Origin of the sequence: Pseudomonas pergaminensis (assembly GCF_024112395.2) — a bacterium.
Taxonomy (GTDB): Bacteria; Pseudomonadota; Gammaproteobacteria; order Pseudomonadales; family Pseudomonadaceae; genus Aquipseudomonas; species Aquipseudomonas pergaminensis.
This window is the reverse complement of the sequence record NZ_CP078013.2, coordinates 1,548,653-1,568,198: the sequence shown is the minus strand read 5'-3', so window position 1 is coordinate 1,568,198 and position 19,546 is coordinate 1,548,653. Positions and strand designations below refer to the sequence as shown.

At 61.8% G+C, this 19,546-nt stretch carries 15 protein-coding genes; 8 read left to right on the top strand and 7 right to left on the bottom strand.

Annotated elements, in window-relative coordinates; genetic code table 11:
* The first annotated feature begins 8 nt into the window (after positions 1-8).
* Positions 9-1,064, top strand: a complete 1,056-nt coding sequence (locus KUA23_RS07030; RefSeq protein WP_078047287.1) for an alkene reductase — start codon at positions 9-11, stop codon at positions 1,062-1,064.
* A gap of 232 nt (positions 1,065-1,296) precedes the next feature.
* Here KUA23_RS07030 and KUA23_RS07025 read toward each other — a convergent pair whose 3' ends face one another.
* Positions 1,297-1,929 carry a TetR family transcriptional regulator gene (locus KUA23_RS07025; RefSeq protein ID WP_078047286.1) on the bottom strand — a complete coding sequence of 211 codons (633 nt, stop codon included), beginning with the start codon at positions 1,927-1,929 and terminating at the stop codon, positions 1,297-1,299.
* 286 nt (positions 1,930-2,215) lie between these two features.
* Between KUA23_RS07025 and KUA23_RS07020 the strand changes: the two genes are divergently transcribed.
* From KUA23_RS07020 to KUA23_RS06990, 7 genes are all read left to right on the top strand, one after another.
* Positions 2,216-3,364, top strand: coding sequence for an efflux RND transporter periplasmic adaptor subunit (locus tag KUA23_RS07020; protein WP_078047285.1), 1,149 nt, complete (start codon positions 2,216-2,218; stop codon positions 3,362-3,364).
* Between the two features lie 3 nt (positions 3,365-3,367).
* Entirely contained in the window at positions 3,368-6,529 is a 3,162-nt protein-coding gene (locus KUA23_RS07015) for an efflux RND transporter permease subunit (protein ID WP_078047284.1), read from the top strand.
* Positions 6,526-7,983, top strand: coding sequence for an AdeC/AdeK/OprM family multidrug efflux complex outer membrane factor (gene adeC / locus KUA23_RS07010; RefSeq protein WP_252993630.1), 1,458 nt, complete (start codon positions 6,526-6,528; stop codon positions 7,981-7,983). The genes KUA23_RS07015 and adeC overlap by 4 nt, the downstream gene beginning before the upstream one ends.
* Before the next feature lie 202 nt (positions 7,984-8,185).
* Positions 8,186-9,883, top strand: coding sequence for a molecular chaperone HscC (locus KUA23_RS07005; RefSeq protein ID WP_078047282.1), 1,698 nt, complete (start codon positions 8,186-8,188; stop codon positions 9,881-9,883).
* An 11-nt stretch (positions 9,884-9,894) separates the two neighbouring features.
* Positions 9,895-11,511 (top strand): J domain-containing protein, encoded by a 1,617-nt coding sequence (locus KUA23_RS07000; protein WP_252993629.1) that lies wholly within the window; start codon positions 9,895-9,897, stop codon positions 11,509-11,511.
* A 141-nt stretch (positions 11,512-11,652) separates the two neighbouring features.
* Entirely contained in the window at positions 11,653-12,903 is a 1,251-nt protein-coding gene (locus KUA23_RS06995) for an OprD family porin (RefSeq protein ID WP_100491345.1), read from the top strand.
* Positions 12,904-12,987: 84 nt separating this feature from the next.
* Positions 12,988-13,887 carry a polysaccharide deacetylase family protein gene (locus tag KUA23_RS06990; RefSeq protein WP_068935542.1) on the top strand — a complete coding sequence of 300 codons (900 nt, stop codon included), beginning with the start codon at positions 12,988-12,990 and terminating at the stop codon, positions 13,885-13,887.
* Between the two features lie 142 nt (positions 13,888-14,029).
* Here the strand turns inward: KUA23_RS06990 and pcaC are convergent, their stop codons facing one another.
* From pcaC to pcaH, 6 genes are all read right to left on the bottom strand, one after another.
* Positions 14,030-14,419, bottom strand: a complete 390-nt coding sequence (pcaC, locus tag KUA23_RS06985) for a 4-carboxymuconolactone decarboxylase (protein WP_252993628.1) — start codon at positions 14,417-14,419, stop codon at positions 14,030-14,032.
* Positions 14,420-14,606: 187 nt separating this feature from the next.
* Positions 14,607-15,398, bottom strand: coding sequence for a 3-oxoadipate enol-lactonase (gene pcaD, locus KUA23_RS06980; RefSeq protein WP_252993627.1), 792 nt, complete (start codon positions 15,396-15,398; stop codon positions 14,607-14,609).
* 10 nt (positions 15,399-15,408) lie between these two features.
* Positions 15,409-16,764, bottom strand: coding sequence for a 3-carboxy-cis,cis-muconate cycloisomerase (locus KUA23_RS06975; protein ID WP_099493775.1), 1,356 nt, complete (start codon positions 16,762-16,764; stop codon positions 15,409-15,411).
* Positions 16,765-16,774: 10 nt separating this feature from the next.
* Positions 16,775-18,070: an MFS family transporter gene (locus tag KUA23_RS06970; RefSeq protein ID WP_078047277.1), complete on the bottom strand. Its 1,296-nt coding sequence runs from the start codon at positions 18,068-18,070 to the stop codon at positions 16,775-16,777.
* Between the two features lie 196 nt (positions 18,071-18,266).
* A complete protein-coding gene (gene pcaG / locus KUA23_RS06965) occupies positions 18,267-18,833 on the bottom strand; it encodes a protocatechuate 3,4-dioxygenase subunit alpha (RefSeq protein ID WP_252993626.1) in 567 nt (188 codons plus the stop codon).
* 1 nt (position 18,834) lies between these two features.
* On the bottom strand, positions 18,835-19,539 hold the full coding sequence (gene pcaH, locus KUA23_RS06960; RefSeq protein WP_078047275.1) for a protocatechuate 3,4-dioxygenase subunit beta: 705 nt from the start codon (positions 19,537-19,539) through the stop codon (positions 18,835-18,837).
* Positions 19,540-19,546: the final 7 nt, after the last annotated feature.

Below are 19,546 nucleotides of genomic sequence, written 5' to 3'. Positions count from 1 at the left end.
CTTTCCCCATGACGACTATTTTCGATCCAATCAAACTGGGCGACCTGGAACTGTCGAACCGTATCATCATGGCGCCGCTGACCCGCTGCCGTGCCGATGCCGGTCGCGTACCCAACGCGCTGATGGCCGAGTACTACGTGCAACGCGCTTCCGCCGGGCTGATCCTCAGCGAAGCCACCTCCGTGACGCCACTGGGCGTGGGCTACCCAGACACCCCGGGCATCTGGTCCAACGATCAGGTGCGCGGCTGGGCCAACGTCACCAAGGCCGTGCATGGCGCGGGCGGCAAGATCTTCCTGCAACTGTGGCACGTGGGGCGTATTTCCCATGAGTCGTACCTGAACGGCGAAACCCCGGTTGCACCGAGCGCGATCCAGCCCAAAGGCCACGTCAGCCTGGTTCGCCCACTGGCCGACTACCCGACCCCACGCGCACTGGAAACCGCTGAAATCGCCGACATCATCGACGCCTACCGCACCGGCGCCGAGAACGCCAAGGCCGCCGGTTTCGACGGCGTGGAAATCCATGGCGCCAACGGCTACCTGCTCGACCAGTTCCTGCAGAGCAGCACCAACAAGCGCACCGACCAGTACGGCGGCTCCCTGGAAAACCGTGCACGCCTGCTGCTGGAAGTGACCGACGCCGCCATCGAAGTCTGGGGCGCTGGCCGCGTGGGTGTGCACCTCGCACCGCGCGCCGACTCCCATGACATGGGCGACGACAACCTGGCGGAGACCTTCACCTACGTCGCCAGTGAATTGGGCAAGCGTGGCATCGCGTTTATCTGCTCCCGTGAGAAAGAAGGCGCCGACAGCCTCGGTCCACAACTCAAGAAGGCTTTCGGTGGCACCTACATCGCCAACGAACGCTTCACCAAGGACAGCGCCAACGCCTGGCTGGCCGAAGGTAAAGCCGATGCCGTCGCCTGGGGTGTGCCGTTCATTGCCAACCCGGATTTGCCAGCGCGCTTGAAGGCTGATGCGCCGCTCAACGAAGCACGTCCAGACACCTTCTATAGCAAAGGCCCGGTCGGCTACATCGATTACCCGACGCTGGCGCTGTAATGTAACGTGCTGAAACGAGAAAGCCCCGGCTCGCAGGAACCGGGGCTTTTTCATGGGCCAGGAAACACTCCTTCACAGCCCTGCAACAAAATCGCTACAAAATACTTAGTCGGCTACCTATCAACCGCCCGCCAGCCCGTATATAAAGTCACCCCACCTATCAGGCAAAAGGACGATTGACGGTCCTTGGGCTTTACTGTTGACACAACCTGATGCAATTACGCATTTTGTCTTAATTGCGCAGGCTTGGGCTCCAGCGCAGCATGTCCAGCCCGGCATCCACCCAGCGCTCGGCCTCCTGATGCAGTTGGAAGCTGTCGGGCACCAGGAGCCACTGGCCGATCAGACCGTTGATGTAGGCGTGGATGCACACTGCGCCACGGGCAGTGTCGAGATTTTCCGGAAGTTGCCCGCGATGGACCGCGTTACGCAATGTCAGGCCGATGCGCAGGTTGCACTCCAAGCTGTGGGTCTGACGCTGGCGGCGCATGTCGCACATTTCATCGGTGAATTCGCACTTATGGAACAAGATCTCGTTGATGCGCCGGGTTTTCGGGTCCAGGGCTACTTGATGAAACAAATGAATCAACAGCTTGCGCATGCAGCCCAGCGGGTCGAGTTCATCCTCGCTTTCACTGGCCCTGGCCAGTTCATCCAGCGGCTCATGCAGGGTGTCGAGCAGCGCCTGCAGCAAATCGGACTTGTTGCTGAAATGCCAATAGATAGCACCCCGCGTCACACCGGCCAGTGCGGCGATATCCGCCAGCGTGGTCCGCGCAACGCCGCGCTCGTAAAAGGCCTGCTCGGCGGCTTCGAGAATCTGGCTGCGCGTTTCCTGAGCTTCCTCTTTGGTGCGACGAACCATGGCAGTAAAACCTCAATCAGGGTACTTGGGACTATCGGTAACGCAGATTTAATAGGCGGTAACGATGATCTGAATAATTGTGGGACGGCACCGTCATGGGCACCGAACGTACTAAAATCGAGGCTTTGGGCGTTGCTTTGTCAACATTCCGCGAAGCCTGTCAAGAGTTTACAAACAACCATGAACGTAAGTATATTGCGTAGCAAGCTACTTATCTACTCACAGCTTGTTTTTTACCCTTCCACACTTCTTGTGCGCACCCTGCGCGCCTGACCCGAGGATCTTCATGCAACTTAAGCCAGCTGTTACCGCTCTGGTCACTGCCGTCGCCCTGGCATCGCTGCTCAGCGGATGTAAAAAGGAAGAAGCGGCTCCGCCCGCTCAAACCCCTCAGGTCGGCGTGGTCACCATTCAACCGCAAGCCTATACCCTGACCACCGAGCTGCCAGGCCGCACCACCGCCTACCGCATCGCGGAAGTTCGCCCACAGGTCAACGGCATCATCCTCAAGCGCCTGTTCAAGGAAGGCGCGGACGTGAAGGAAGGGCAACAGCTCTACCAGATCGACCCGTCGGTGTATGAAGCCACCCTGAAAAGCGCACAGGCCAGCCTGACCCAGACCAAATCCATCACCGACCGCTACAAGCAGTTGGTCGATGAGCAGGCCGTGAGCCGCCAGGAATACGACACCGCTGTCGCCAACCGCATGACCGCGGAAGCAAACGTTCAAACGGCCCAGATCAACGTGCGCTACACCAAGGTGTACGCGCCTATCTCCGGGCGTATCGGCCGTTCCTCGGTGACCGAAGGCGCGCTGGTCAGCAATGGCCAGGCCGACTCCATGGCCGTCATCCAGCAACTGGACCCGATCTACGTCGACGTCACGCAGTCTTCGGCCGAAATGCTGAAACTGCGCCGTGACCTGGAAAGCGGCCAACTGGAAAAAGCCGGCGCCAATGCCGCCAAGGTCAAGCTGACCCTGGAAGACGGCAGCGACTACGGCCAGGACGGCAAGCTGGAGTTCTCCGAAGTGTCGGTTGACCAGACCACCGGTTCCGTGACCCTGCGCGCCGTGTTCCCCAACCCTGACCACACGCTGCTGCCGGGCATGTTCGTGCACGCCCAGTTGCAGGCCGGTGTGAACAGCAAGGCCATCCTGGCACCCCAACAAGGCGTGACCCGTGATATCAAAGGTATCCCGACCGCCATGGTGGTGAACAAGGACAACAAGGTCGAGCAGCGTCAACTGGTGGCCAACCGCACTGCCGGCGCCTACTGGCTGGTGGAAAAAGGCCTGAACGCCGGTGACCGCGTGATCACTGAAGGCCTGCAATTCATCAAGCCGGGCATCGAAGTCAAGGTCAAGGACGCCGACAACGCCAAGCCTGCCGGTTCTGCTCCAGCTCCTGCTGCCGCTGCTGGCCAGGGGGAGTAACCCATGTCGAAATTTTTTATCGACCGTCCCATTTTCGCCTGGGTAATTGCCCTGGTGATCATGCTGGTCGGGGCACTGTCGATCCTGAAGTTGCCCATCAACCAATACCCGGCCATCGCGCCAACCGCCATCGACATCCAAGTGACCTACCCAGGCGCGTCCGCACAAACCGTGCAGGACACCGTGGTGCAGGTGATCGAGCAACAGCTCAACGGTATCGACAACCTGCGTTATGTCGCCTCGGACAGTAACTCCGACGGCAGCATGACCATCACCGCGACGTTCAACCAGGGTACCAACCCGGACATCGCCCAGGTTCAGGTGCAGAACAAGCTGAACCTGGCGACCCCACTGCTGCCGCAAGAAGTGCAGCAGCAGGGTATCCGCGTGACCAAGTCGGTGAAGAACTTCCTGATGGTGATCGGTCTGGTGTCGGAAGACGGCAGCATGACCAAGGACGACTTGTCCAACTACATCGTGTCCAACATCCAGGACCCGATCTCGCGTACCGCGGGCGTCGGTGACTTCCAGGTGTTCGGTTCGCAGTACGCCATGCGTATCTGGCTCGACCCGGCCAAACTGAACAACTACCAGTTGACCCCGGTAGACGTCAGCACCGCGATCTCGGCCCAGAACGTACAGGTGGCCACCGGTCAACTGGGCGGTTTGCCTGCCCTGCCCGGCACCCAGCTGAACGCGACCATCATCGGCAAGACCCGCCTGCAGACTGCCGAAGAGTTCGGCAAGATCCTCATGAAGGTGAATGCCGACGGTTCGCAAGTGCGCCTGCGTGACATCGCCCGCATCGAACTGGGCGGCCAAAACTACAGCATCAGTGCACAGTTCAACGGCAAGCCGGCTTCCGGCATGGCGATCAAGCTGGCATCGGGCGCCAACGCCCTGGACACCGCCAAGGCCATCCGTGCCACCGTGGCGTCCCTGGAACCGTTCTTCCCACCAGGCATGAAGGCGGTGGTGCCGTATGACACCACGCCAGTCGTAACCGAATCGATCTCCGGTGTAGTCCACACCCTGGTCGAGGCGATCGTGCTGGTGTTCCTGGTGATGTTCCTGTTCCTGCAGAACTTCCGCGCCACCATCATCACCACCATGACGGTACCGGTGGTATTGCTGGGTACCTTCGGGATCCTTGCCGCGTTCGGCTTCACCATCAACACCCTGACCATGTTCGGCATGATCCTGGCCATCGGCTTGCTGGTGGACGATGCCATTGTGGTGGTGGAAAACGTCGAGCGGGTCATGGCCGAGGAACACCTGTCGCCGAAAGAAGCGACGGTGAAATCCATGGGCCAGATCCAGGGCGCCCTGGTGGGTATTGCCCTGGTCCTGTCGGCGGTACTGTTGCCGATGGCGTTCTTCGGCGGCTCTACGGGTGTGATCTACAAACAGTTCTCCATCACCATCGTTTCGGCCATGGCGTTGTCGGTACTGGTTGCCCTGATCTTTACCCCGGCCTTGTGCGCCACCATGCTCAAGCCGATCGACCCGGAAAAGCACGGCCAACCCAAGCGTGGTTTCTTCGGCTGGTTCAACCGCACCTTCGACCGTGGCGTACTGAGCTACGAGCGCGGCGTGGGCAACATGATCAAGCACAAGTTTCCTGCATTCTTCGTGTACCTGATCATCTTCGCCGGCATGATCTGGCTGTTCACCCGCATTCCAAGCGCGTTCCTGCCAGAAGAAGACCAGGGCGTGATCTTCGCCCAGGTGCAGACCCCGGTCGGCTCTTCGGCTGAACGTACGCAGAAAGTCATCGACGACATGCGCGCCTTCCTGCTCCACGACAAGGAAGGCGAGCCAGGCGAAGGCAAGGCTGTGAAGTCGGTATTTACAGTAAACGGCTTTAACTTCGCCGGCCGTGGCCAGAGTTCGGGCCTGGCATTCGTGATGCTCAAGCCGTGGGATGAACGCGATTCGTCCATGTCGGTATTCGAGGTTGCCAAGCGTGCCCAGGGTTACTTCTTCGGGGCCTTCAAGGACGCTATGGTATTTGCCATCGTGCCGCCTTCGGTTCTGGAATTGGGTAACGCCACCGGTTTCGACGTGTTCCTGCAAGACCAGGGCGGTGTCGGCCACGAAAAACTGATGGAAGCGCGCAACCAGTTCCTCGGTGCGGCAGCGCAAAGCAAGATCCTGGCCGGTGTGCGTCCCAACGGCGTGAACGATGAGCCGCAGTACGAGCTCACCGTCGATGACGAGAAGGCCAGTGCCCAAGGTATTTCGCTGTCGAGCATCAACCAGACCCTGTCGATTGCCCTGGGTGGCAGCTACGTCAACGACTTCATCGACCGTGGTCGAGTGAAGAAGGTGTACGTGCAAGGCGAGGCCGCTGGCCGCATGTCCCCGGAAGACCTGGACAAGTGGTACGTGCGCAGCGACTCCGGGAAGATGGTGCCGATGTCGGCCATCTCCTCGGGCAAGTGGATCTTCGGTTCGCCGAAACTCTCGCGCTACAACGGTGTAGCGGCGATGGAAATCCTCGGTACCCCGGCTCCGGGCTACAGTACCGGTGACGCCATGGCCGAAGTCGAACGTATCGCCAAGGAACTGCCGGCGGGCGTGGGTTACGCCTGGACGGGCCTGTCGTACGAAGAACGTCTGTCCGGCTCCCAGGCGCCTGCGTTGTACGCCCTGTCGCTGCTGGTAGTGTTCCTGTGCCTCGCGGCCCTGTACGAAAGCTGGTCGATCCCGATCGCGGTGGTACTGGTCGTGCCGCTGGGCGTGGTGGGTGCGTTGATCGCCACCAGCATGCGCGGGCTCTCCAACGACGTGTTCTTCCAGGTGGGCCTGTTGGTGACGGTGGGCCTGGCGGCGAAAAACGCCATTCTGATCGTGGAGTTCGCCAAAGAGCTTCACGAACAGGGCAAAGGCATCGTCGAGGCGGCCATCGAGGCGTCGCGCATGCGTCTGCGGCCGATCATCATGACCTCCATGGCGTTCATCCTCGGCGTACTGCCGCTGGCGATCTCCTCGGGCGCCGGTTCAGGCAGCCAGCACGCGATCGGTACCGGCGTAATTGGCGGTATGATCACGGCCACTGTCCTGGCGATCTTCTGGGTGCCATTGTTCTTCGCAACCGTATCCGCTGCTGGCGAACGTAAAAAGACTGACACTACTGAAACTCCTAAAGAGGCTGGCCAATGAGCAAGTCGCTACTTTCCCTAGCCGTCACGGCATTCGTGCTCAGTGGCTGCTCGCTGATACCTGACTATCAGCGCCCCGAAGCGCCGGTGGCCGCGCAGTTCCCGCAGGGGCCGGCGTATTCGTCGGCCCAGGCGCCGAACCAGGCCGCTGCCGAGCAGGGCTGGAAGCAGTTTTTCCATGACCCTGCCCTGCAACAGCTGATCCAGACCGCGCTGGTGAACAACCGTGACCTGCGCGTTGCGGCCCTGAACATCGACGCGTATGCCGCGCAGTACCGCATCCAGCGTGCCGACCTGTTCCCGGCCGTGTCGGCCAATGGCAGCGGCAGCCGCCAGCGTGTGCCGGCCCGTGCCTCGCAGACCGGCGAAGCGAACATCACCAGCCAATACTCGGCCACCCTCGGGATCAGCTCCTATGAGTTGGACCTGTTCGGCCGCGTGCGCAGCCTGAGTGAAGAAGCGCTGCAGAAGTACTTCGCCACTGAAGAAGCACGCCGCAGTACCCAGATCAGCCTGGTGGCCAGCATGGCCAATGCCTACCTGACCTGGCAGGCCGACAAGGAACTGCTCAAGCTGACCCAGGACACCCTGGGCGCGTTCGAGCAGAGCTTCAAGCTCACCTCGCGCAGCAACGAAGTCGGCGTGGCCTCGGCCCTCGACCTGAGCCAGGCGCGCACCTCGGTGGAAAACGCCCGCGTGCAACTGGCCCGGTATACCCGCCAGGTTGCCCAGGACGAAAACAGCCTGACCCTGCTGCTAGGCACCGGCCTGCCGGCGAATATCGCCAGCAAGCCGCTGTCGGATGACCTGCTCAGCGAAGTGCCGGCCGGCTTGCCGTCGGACCTGCTGCAACGTCGCCCCGACATCCTGCAGGCCGAGTACAACCTCAAGGCCGCCAACGCCAATATCGGCGCGGCCCGTGCAGCGTTCTTCCCGAGCATCAGCTTGACGGCCAACGCCGGCACCCTGAGCCCGGACCTCGGCGGCCTGTTCAAAGGCGGCTCGGGCACCTGGTCGTTCGCCCCGCAGATCAACATCCCGATCTTCAACGCCGGCAGCCTGCGCGCCAGCCTGGACTACTCGAAGATCCAGAAAGAGATCAACGTGGCGAACTACGAGAAGGCGATCCAGACCGGCTTCCAGGAAGTCTCCGACGGCCTCGCCGCGCGTGAAACCTACAAGCAGCAACTGGAGGCCCAGCGTGGCTTCGTCGCGGCCAACCAGGATTACTACCGCCTGGCCGAACGTCGCTACCGCATCGGTGTCGACAGCAACCTGACGTTCCTCGATGCCCAACGCCAGCTGTTCAGTGCCCAGCAATCGCTGATCACCGACCGCCTGGCGCAGCTGACCAGCGAGGTCAACCTGTACAAGGCCCTCGGCGGTGGCTGGAACGAGCAGACCGCGAAGAACGAGCCGTTGAAAGAAGAAGCACCGGCGTTGAAGTTGTTCTGATAGCGCTGTTGTAAACAAAAAAACCGCTTCCCTCACCGGAAGCGGTTTTTTTATGCCTGCCTTTTAATACCACCGAAACACCGCTATCCCCGGCAAGCCGTTTCCTATAAACCTGCGAGGCTTTACCACCTTGCTTTCTCTTCAACCTTTCAGGGTAAAATTGGTAACAGATTCTTACAGACCACAGAGGGAGCTTGTCGTAATGATCGTAGGAATCGACCTGGGAACCACCAACAGTCTCGCTGCAGTCTGGCGCGGTGACGCCGCCGAATTGGTGCCCAATGCCCTTGGCCAGTTGCTGACCCCCAGCGTGGTCGGGCTGGATGATCAAGGCCGTGTCCTGGTAGGCCAGGCTGCCAAAGAGCGCCTGCACACCCACCCGCACCTGACCACTTCGCTGTTCAAGCGCTTCATGGGCAGTGCCACCGAAGTGCGCCTGGGCGACCGCTCGTTCCGTCCGGAAGAACTCTCCGCGCTGGTGCTCAAAAGCCTGAAGGAAGACATCGAGCGTACGTACGGCCACACCGTTACCGAAGCCGTGATCAGCGTGCCCGCGTATTTCAGCGACGGCCAACGCAAGGCCACGCGCATTGCCGGCGAGCTGGCGGGGCTCAACGTTGAAAAACTGATCAACGAACCCACCGCTGCCGCCCTCGCTTACGGCCTGCATCAGCGCGACAAAGAAACCTCGTTCCTGGTCTTCGACCTCGGCGGCGGCACCTTTGACGTGTCGATCATCGAGCTGTTCGACGGTGTGATGGAAGTCCGCGCCAGCGCCGGCGACAACTTCCTTGGCGGCGAAGACTTCGACACCCTGTTGCTCGAACATTTCGTCGACAGCCAGCGCAACGCCCAAGGCTTCCCGCCCACCAGCAGCGTGCTGCAAGCCCTGCGCCGCGAAGCCGAACGGGTGCGCAAAGCCCTGGGCCAGGACGACAGTGCCGAATTCGCCCTGCGTGTCGACGGCCAGCAATGGGTGAAAACCATCACCCAGCAGGAACTGGCCAAGCTTTACACACCGCTGCTGGAACGCCTGCGCGCGCCGATTGAACGGGCCCTGCGTGATGCGCGGATTCGTGTCGGCGACCTGGATGAAATCCTGTTGGTGGGCGGTACCACGCGCATGCCGTTGGTACGCAAACTCGCCGCCGGTCTGTTTGGCCGCTTCCCGTCCATCAGCCTCGACCCGGACCAGGTGGTCGCCCATGGCGCCGCGATCCAGGCGGCCCTCAAGGCGCGCTCTGCGGCACTGGAAGAAGTGGTGCTGACCGATGTGTGCCCTTACACCCTCGGTATCGAAACCTCGAACCAGTACGGTGGCCATATCGAAAGCGGGCACTACCTGCCACTGATCGAACGCAACAGCAGCGTGCCGGTGAGCCGCGTCAAAAGCGTGGTCACCCTTCACGACGACCAGACCCGCGTACTGCTCAAGATCTACCAAGGCGAAAGCCGCCTGGTCAAAGACAACATCGAACTGGGCCAACTGGATATCCCAGTGCCCAAGCGCAAAGCCGGTGAAGTCTCGCTGGATGTGCGTTTCACCTACGACAACAACGGCCTGCTGGAAGCCCAGGTGAGCATCCCGCTGACTGGCGAGCAGCACTCGCTGGTGATCGAGAACAACCCAGGCGTGCTCAGCCCGGAGGAGATCCAGCAACGCCTGCAAGCCTTGGCGCAGTTGAAGGTTCATCCGCGCGACCAACAGGTCAACACTGTACTCACGGCGCGCCTCGAGCGCCTTTATCAGGAAAACCTCGGCGAACTGCGCGAGCAACTCGGGCATTGGGCCGCGCAGTTCCAGCAAGTGCTCGACACCCAGGACGAGCGCCGCATCCGTGAAGCCCGCAGCGAACTGACCCGTCAACTTGAGCAGCTCGACAACGGGTTCTGGCGCTGAGGAAACACGACATGGAGTGTTGGACCGTACTGCAACTGCCGGAAGACGCCGACGAGCGCACCATCAAGCGCACCTATGCGCGGCTGCTGAAAAGCTGCCGGCCGGATGACGATGCTGCCGGCTTCCAGCGACTGCGCGAAGCCTATGAAGAGGCGCTGGCCTACGCACGCTGGCGGGTTGACGCCGAAGAAGAGCAAGAGAGCGTCCAGGCGCCGGTGGCCGAAGCAGCCTACGGCAACCTGAATGACCTGGCCGAACTGATGAATATCAGCCAGGTCCGCCCTGCGCTTTTCGAGACGCCTGCACCCGACCCGGCCCAGGCGTTGCTCGACGGCCTCAACGCGCACAACCTCGACCACCGCTGGGCCCAGGCCCTGCAACAGGGCTGTACCGATGCATTCCAGACCGGCCTGTTGCGTCATTGCTTCGAAGCGCCGGGCGAGCGCAGCGCCATCGCCCGTTGGGCGGTGCAACACCTGGAATGGCTGACGCCGTGGCAACAGGTGACCATGACACCATGGCAGCACGAAGCGCTGACCGGCGAGCTGCTGCAGGACTACCGCCGCACCCTAGAGGAACGGCTGGAGCAAAAGGCCGAGCGCGAGTTCATCACCCAGCTCACGCACTACAACAACCAGCCGTGGCTGCGGGTGTTCGACCTGCAACAGCAGTGGCAACGCATCATCCTGCACCTGCTCCACGACACCACCTGGAGCGTGCCGTTGTTCGAGCGGGTGTGCCAGGCGTTCGGCTGGGACGACCAGAAAGGCGTGTTCCCGGAGCCGGCGTGGATGTGGCGCGAACTGGTGTCGCGCTGTGAGCAGGAAAGCTTCTACACCCACTTGCAGGAGAAGGCCCAGGACCCGCGGCGCACCTCAGCCGATGCCCTGGCGGCGCGCCTGTTACTGACGCCCATGACCGCCACCCAACACAAACGCATGATCGACGGGTTTGGCGAAAACGAGTGGAATGCCAGCCAGCACTTGGCCGAAACCCTGACCTGGCGCTACCCGCAACTGGTCGAGCGCTTGCCTCGGGCCGACCTGTTCTTCTGGCGCAAATACGTACCCCGGCCGATTTACACCCAGGTGTTCATCCGACTGTGGGCCCTTTTCGCCCTGGGGCTTGGCCTGAGTATCGCCCACGACAAACCCGACCGGATGGATGGGATGTCGCTGGTGATTTTCATGCTGATGGCGTTTGTGCCAGCGGCCATTGGCTTTCGCGTCACTCAACTGTGGGCCTCAATGAGCTCTACCTACCGGGTGGTGGATGTGTGGCTGAGCGAGTACCTGATCCCCAAGCGGCTCAACCCCAACGACTACTGGCTGGTGATTCGCCACGGCGTGCCACAGTTGGTCATGCTGGGAGCCTGCGGCTTGATGCTTGGCGTGCTGGGCATGGTCACCTACGCCGGCATGGTCCTGATCAACCTCCTGCACAAAAAACGCATCGGTCACATGAGCGTTAAATTCAGCCAAGGCTACCCGTGGCTGAATGGCTTGCACTGGGCCTTCTGGAGCCCGTTGCAAGCGATGTTCCTAGTGGTGATGGTGGCGCTGATCGTGGCTGCGCAGCACTACTTGCCGCAAGTGCCCTGGACCCACTTCGACCTGCCCAAGCGCTAACCCCTCATGCCGGGCCCGAGCGCCCGGCAACTTGCGTTCGATCATCGCCCACAACCCGCTCTCCCCCACTTTCATCGCCCCCGCACCGCCGCGCACCATGGCCGCCACCTGCATAAACCCAATAACAACAGGTCCGACACCATGAGCACTTTCCACCCGCGCCGGCTGCTGCTGGCTACCGCTGTCGCCAGCCTTGCCCTCCCCGTTGTCGCCGAGGAGCACGGCTTTCTCGAAGACGCCAGCGCCAACCTCAACCTGCGCAATTTCTTCTTCAACCGCAATTACACCAACCCCACCAAGGCCCAAGGTGGCGCGCAGGAGTGGACGCAGAGTTTCATCCTCGACGCCAAGTCCGGCTTTACCCAGGGCACCGTGGGGTTCGGCGTAGATGTGCTGGGGCTGTATTCGTTGAAGCTGGATGGCGGACGCGGCACCGGCGGCACCCAGCTGTTGCCGCTGGACCATGACGGCCGCCCTGCGGATGAATTCGGACGGCTGGGGGTGGCGTTCAAGGCGCGCATTTCCAAGACCGAAGTGAAGGTCGGCGAATGGATGCCGGTGCTGCCGATCCTGCGCTCGGACGATGGCCGCTCCCTGCCGCAGACCTTGCGCGGCGGGCAGATCACCTCCAAGGAAATCGACGGCCTGACCCTCTATGGCGGCCAGTTCCGCGCCAACAGCCCGCGTGACGACAGCAGCATGAGTGACATGTCGATGTTCGGTAAAACCGCGTTCACCTCCGACCGCTTCAACTTCCAGGGCGGCGAGTATGCGTTCAACGACAAGCGCACCCAGATCGGCCTGTGGAATGCCCAGCTCAAGGACATCTACAGCCAGCAGTTCGTCAACCTGATCCACAGCCAGCCCATCGGCGCCTGGACCCTGGGTGCCAACCTCGGCTTTTTCTACGGCAAAGACGACGGCAGCGCCCGCGCTGGCAACCTGGACAATAAAACCTGGTCCGGCCTGTTCTCCGCCAAATACGGCGGCAACACCTTCTACGTCGGCCTGCAAAAGCTCACCGGCAACAGCGCCTGGATGCGCGTCAACGGCACCAGCGGCGGCACCCTGGCCAACGACAGCTACAACAGCAGCTACGACAATGCCCAGGAAAAATCCTGGCAAGTGCGCCACGACTACAACTTCGCCGCCCTCGGCGTGCCCGGCCTGACCCTGATGAACCGCTACATCAGCGGCAGCAACGTGCACACCGGCACCCTCACCGACGGCAAGGAATGGGGCCGCGAAACCGAAGTGGGCTATACCGTGCAAAGCGGCGTGGCCAAAAACCTCAATGTGCGCCTGCGTAACTCCAGCATGCGCCGCGACTACAGCAACAATGAGTTCGACGAAAACCGGTTGATCGTCAGTTACCCGATAAGCCTGCTGTAAACCATCATTGACCTTGCTGTATGGTGCGCGCCTGCCGCTGCTGAGCTGAATCAGCAGCGGCTTTCATTCGAGCCCGCGCACACCATGAAATCCTTCGCTTATGCGTCCGCCCTCCTAGCCCTGGCCCTGAGCCTCAGCGGCTGCATCGGCGCGCCCATTGCCCTCACGCCGCAAACCGAGCAACGCCTGCAAGCCCAGGCGCCGATCCGCTTCCTGCTGACCTTCGATGACGGCCCGAGCGCGTCGGGCTACAACAACCCGAGCCGGTCGGTGATCGCCGACCTGGCGCAGAACCCGGTGCTGCCGGGGATCAAGGCGGTGTTCTTCTTGCAGACCGAAGCAGCCCGTTCCGGCGGCAGCGCAAGGGGCCGCAAGACCATGCAGCGCGAGTATGCGGCCGGTCACATCCTGGCCTTCCACACGGCCACGGGGTTTCACACCAACCACCGCTGGCTGAACGATGCCGAACTGGAAAGCACCCTCAGCCAAGGCGCCGCCGATATTGCCGCGATCACAGGCGCGCCGCCGGTGCTGGTGCGCCCGCCGTTCTGGAATTACGACCGCCGTACCTTCGCCGCTTACCAGCGCCATGGCATGCACGTATTACTGACGGACCTGAGCGCCAATGACGGCAAGATCTGGGGCTTCAACGGCAGCCCGCGCCGCCGGGCCAATTTATACCGGCAACTGTCGGTGGTGCGCGAGCGCATTGCGTTGGGTGAGTTGCCGACAGTGGACGGGGTGATACCGGTGGTGGTGACCTTCCACGACATCAACCGCTACACCGCGCGGCATATGCAGGAGTACTTGCAGATCCTGCTGGACAGCGCCCGGATCAACGGCATGAAGACTGCCGCCGAGCCCTTCTACACCGACACCGCCCAGCTACAGCGCGCGGCGTTGGCGCGTACGGTCAAGGAGGTGAGTGAAGAGGTGCATCTGCCAGGCGTGTGGAATTGGGTGTGGGACGCCGACTCCCACTGATTTTTGAAACCCTGTAAAGATTAACTGTGGGAGCGGGCTTGCTCGCGAATGCGATGTGTCAGTCAGCACAGGTATTAACTGAACCACCGCTTTCGCGAGCAAGCCCGCTCCCACATTTTGACTGTATTTCAACTCAGTCAGCCTAGCGCGACTCGATACCCAGCTCATCCCACACCGACTCCGCCAAGTGGAACGTGGCATTCGCCGCGGGGATCCCGCAGTAGATCGCGCTCTGCATGAGCACTTCCTTGATCTCGGCGCGGGTCACGCCGTTGCTGGCGGCGGCGCGCAGGTGCAGCTTGAGTTCTTCGCTGCGGTTCATGCCGATGAGCATGGCGATGGTGATCAGGCTGCGGGTATGCCGTGGCAGGCCGGGACGGGTCCAGATATCACCCCAGGCGTGGCGGGTGATCATTTCCTGGAACTCGCTGTTGAACTCGGTCAGGGCATTGAGGCTGCGGTCGACATGGGCATCGCCCAGCACTTCACGGCGCACCTGCAGGCCCTCGGCATAACGTTGTTTCTCGTCCAAAACAAATTCTCCGTATTCAAATCGATTACTTGTGGTGAGCGGGCTTGTCCCGCGCTGGGCTGCGCAGCGGTCCTTAAACCTGATAACTCCGGGCTCATCTGAAAAGGTGTGTTGCCTTCATTGGGGACGCTTCGCGCCCCAGCGCGGGGCAAGCCCGCTCACTACAGTAGGCGCCCTTGCCACAGGTTTAGTGCGCCAGCAGAAATTCCAGCACACGGTCACTGAACGCCGCGCCCGCCTGTACGTTCGACAGGTGCGCCGCATAGAACTCGGCGTACTCGGCACCCTGCACATGGTTTTGGATAAAGTGACCGCCGGCCGGCGGTGTGACGGCATCTTCAGTGCCGGCAACGATCAGGGTCGGGACTTTGATTGAAGCCAGTTGCTCACGGAAATCAGCATCACGCACCGCCGCACAGTTGGCGGCGTAACCTTCAGGCGAGGTCGCTGCGAGCATGTCGGTGATCTGCTTGGCCTGGTGTGGGTTGGCCGCCGCGAAATCAGCAGTGAACCAGCGCGCAATCGATGCGTCGCGCAGCGCGACCATCGCTGCCGCGCCATCACGCAGCACCATCTCGATGCGCGGGTTCCACACTTCGGGCGTGCCGATCTTGGCGGCGGTGTTGCACACCACCAGGCGCTGCAGGCGCTCGCCCGCGTTGATGCCCAGCCATTGGCCGATCAGGCCGCCCATGGACAAGCCGCAGAAATGTGCACGTTGAATATCCAGCGCATCCAGCAACGCGATCACATCGCGACCCAGTTGCTCGATGCTGTAAGGACCCGCCGTGACCAGAGACTTGCCATGGCCACGGGTATCAAAACGCAGCACGCGAAAATGTTGGGTAAAGGCCGGAATCTGGATGTCCCACATATGCAGGTCGGTGCCCAATGAATTGGACAGCACCAGCACGGGCGCATCCACGGGCCCATCCAATTGGTAATGCAGTTCGCCATCGGCGAGATGTACAAATGCCACGGTGGTCTCCTCAAGCAAAGTGTTCGGCTACAGCGCGGGTGACCCAGGTTTGCGCCAGGCCCAGGTAATGGGCCGGGTCGAGCAGGCGGTCCAATTCGGCCGCTGACAGCTCGGCAGTGATCTGCGGTTCATCCGCCAGTACCGCACGCAAGTGCCGCCCCTCGGCGACAGCACGCTTGCAGCATTGCTCCAGCAGGTGGTGTGCCGTTTCCCGGCCCAGTCGCTGGGCGAGCACGATGCTCACGGCTTCAGCCAACACCAGGCCCTGGGTCAGGTCGAGGTTTTGCGCCATGCGCTGCGGGTCGACTTCCAAGCCTTCGCTGACCAGCAAAGCCTGTTGCAGTGCACCCGACACCAGGCGACAGATCTCCGGCAAGGTTTCCCATTCGGCATGCCACAGGCCCAGGCTGCGCTCGTGTTCCTGGGGCATGGCGCTGAACATCGTCGCCACCAGGCCCGGCACACGGGTGGCCGTGCTGATCAGCACGGCTGCGCCCACCGGGTTGCGTTTGTGCGGCATGGTGGAAGAACCGCCCTTGCCCGGCGCCGAAGGTTCGAAAACTTCCGCCGCTTCGGTCTGCATCAACAGGCTGATATCGCGGCCCAATTTACCCAGGCTGCCAGCGATCAAACCGAGCACGCTGGCGAGTTCGACCAGGCGATCGCGCTGGGTGTGCCAGGGTTGCTCGGGCAGGCTCAGTTGCAACTCCGCTGCCAGCGCCTGGGCCACGGGCATTGCCTGCTCGCCAAGCGCTGCCAGGGTGCCGGACGCACCACCGAATTGCAGCACCAGCAGGCGCGGCTTCAGCTCTGCCAGGCGCTGGCGACTGCGGGTCACGGCCCCCAGCCAACCGGCGATTTTCATCCCCAGGGTGACCGGCGTCGCATGCTGCAGCCAGGTCCGCCCCGCCAAGGGCACACCGGCATAACGCTGGGCCTGGCTGGCAAGAATGTCGCCCAGGCGTGCCAGGTCCGTTTCGATCAATGCAACCGCTCGCCGCAGTTGCAGCACCAGGCCGGTGTCCATCACATCCTGGCTGGTCGCGCCCAGATGCACGTAGCGCTCGGCCCCGGCATCTTCACTGGCAATCAACTTGCCCAGCGCCTTCACCAGCGGAATCGCCGAATTCCCCGCCGTGGCAATCGCCACGCCCAGGGCATCCACGTCGTACAGCGACGCCAGGCATGCCTGGGCGATGGGTGCGACAGCCGCCTGGGGAATCAAGCCGACCTGGGCCTGGGCCCGGGCCAACCCGGCTTCAAAATCCAACATGCCCTGCAAGCGTCCCTGGTCGCAGAACACCTCGGCCATGCTGTCCGCCGTGAAGTAAGCGTCGAACAATTGATTGCTCGTGCGCAGTGTCATAACCCTTCCCTTACAAATCGTGGTGCAAGTACGCCGCCTGTTTCGGCAAGCGCAAGCTGAACAGGAAGGCCACCGCCATCATGGCGGTGACGTACCAATAGAAAGTGTTTTCCATGCCCATGGACTTCAGGCCCAGGGCCACGTATTCCGCCGAACCCCCGAAGATCGCGTTGGCCACCGCATACGCCAGGCCAACGCCCAGGGCGCGCACTTGCGGCGGGAACATTTCGGCTTTCACCAGGCCGCTGATCGAGGTGTAGAAACTCACGATGGCCAGGGCCAGGGTGATCAGCACAAAGGCCAGGAACGGGCTGCTGACGGTTTTCAGGCTGAGCAGGATCGGCACCGTGCACAGGGTGCCCAGCGCGCCGAACCACAGCATCGAGTTACGACGGCCGATCTTGTCGGCCAGCATGCCGAACAGCGGCTGCATGCACATGTAGAGGAACAGCGCGCCGGTCATGATGTAGCTGGCGGTCTTGGCGTGCATCCCGGCGGTGTTCACCAGGTATTTCTGCATGTAGGTGGTAAAGGTGTAGAAAATCAGCGAGCCACCGGCGGTGTAGCCGAGCACGGTGATAAACGCCGCCTTGTGGTCACGGAACAACGCGGCGATGCTGCCGGCGTCCTTGTCCTGGCGGGTTTCCTTGCTGGTGGTTTCCTTGAGGGTGCGACGCAGCAGCAGCGAGATCACTGCCGCAATAGCGCCAATCACGAACGGAATCCGCCAGCCCCAGGCGCGCAATTCTTCTTCGGTGAGGATCTGTTGCAGGATCACCACCACCAGCACTGCCAGCAGTTGCCCGCCGATCAGGGTCACGTACTGGAACGACGCGAAGAAACCGCGCTGGCCCTTGAGCGCGACTTCACTCATGTAGGTCGCGGTGGTGCCGTATTCGCCCCCCACCGACAGGCCCTGGAACAAGCGCGCGACCAGCAGCAACGCCGGCGCCCAGGCGCCGATGTCCTTGTACGTCGGGAGGAAGGCGATGACCAGGGAGCCGGCACACATCATCAGCACCGAGATCATCATCGAATTCTTGCGGCCATGTTTATCGGCCACCCGGCCAAACAGCCAGCCGCCGATAGGACGCATCAGGAAACCGGCAGCGAACACACCGGCAGTGTTGAGCAGTTGGACCGTGGGGTCGTCCGACGGGAAAAACGCCGGCGCAAAGTAGATGGCGCAGAAGGCATAGACATAAAAGTCGAACCATTCGACGAGGTTGCCGGAGGAGGCCCCGACGATCGCAAAAATCCGTTTGCTGCGTTCTTCTCCGGTGTAGTGACTCGTTGTTGTTGTCATGATTTTTCACTCAGTGGGAACGTGTGTAGCCTAGACATACTTTGCAACAAGCTCGTTCCGCAACAAGACTTTTAGGTATGTCGTGCCTGTGAGGGCCTCTTCGCGGGCAAGCCCGCTCCCACAGTTGACCGCATTCCAGAGTTGAAACTCGATCGAATGTGGGAGCGGGCTTGCCCGCGAATGCTCTCAAGCCAACTCAATAATCAAAGAACACTGTTTCCCGGTCTGTGCCCTGCAAAATCACATTCCACTGATGCACACCCTCTGCATCCTGCTTGGCAATCAAGGTTTCGCGCCGATCTGCCGGCACACACGCCAACAACGGGTCATCCCCATTCAGCGCCTCACCGTCAAAGTAAATCCGCGTCAGCAAGTGCTTCACCAAGCCCCTGGCAAACACCAGCACCACCAGGTGTGGCGCCTGGGTCGTGCCTTTCAGGCCCGGCACAGCGCCCGGCTTGATGGTGGTAAAGCGAAACCGCCCTTCGGCATCCACCGGCACCCGGCCGAAGCCTTCGAAGTTCGAGTCCAGCGCTTTGTCCTGCTCATCTTCGGGATGGTCGTACTTGCCGGCGGCGTTGGCCTGCCAGACTTCGAGCATGGCGTCATTGACGACATCGCCGTTGCCATCCACCACCAGCCCGCTGATCGCCACACGCTCGCCAAGGGTGGCGGCCACGGTGAGGTCTTCGCGGTTCAGCCAGGTCAGGCCGATGTGGTAGTACGGCCCGACGGTGTGGGACGTGGTCGCGTTGAGTGTCATCTCATTTCTCCATCGGCGTGGCGTCGCGGCCGCGCAGGACGATGTCCCAGCGGTAGCCGAGGGCATAGGAAGGAATGGTTTTTTCCAGGTCGAAGCTGGCGATCAAACGTTGCTTGGCCGAAGTGTCCGGCACGCAGTTATAGATCGGGTCGTATTCCAGCAGCGGGTCGCCGGGGAAATACATCTGCGTCACCAAGCGCGTCAGCACACTCGGGCCGAACAGCGAAAAGTGGATATGCGCCGGGCGCCACGCGTTGTGGTGGTTGCCCCACGGGTAGGCGCCGGGCTTGATGGTCTGGAACTGGTACCAGCCATCGGCGTCGGTGACGGTGCGGCCGGTGCCGGTGAAGTTCGGGTCCAACGGCGCGTCGTGCACGTCGCGCTTGTGGTTGTAGCGGCCGGCGGCGTTGGCTTGCCAGATCTCGACAAGGATGCCCGGCACCGGCAGGCCGTTTTCGTCGAGCACACGGCCGTGGATGATGATGCGTTCGCCCTGGGGCTCGCCTTCATGCTGGGCGGTGAGGTCGTTGTCCTTCTCATTGACGCGCTCGGCGCCGATGGTCGGGCCGGTAATTTCCGACAAGGAATGGGGCAGGAACACCAGGGGCTGCGACGGCGAACGCAGGTTCGTCGACTGGTAGGCCGGGTGCAGGTAATCAGGTTGAGTGCCCGCTTGCGGGCGCCGGTATCCGGGCTTGTCACTCATGGAGCAA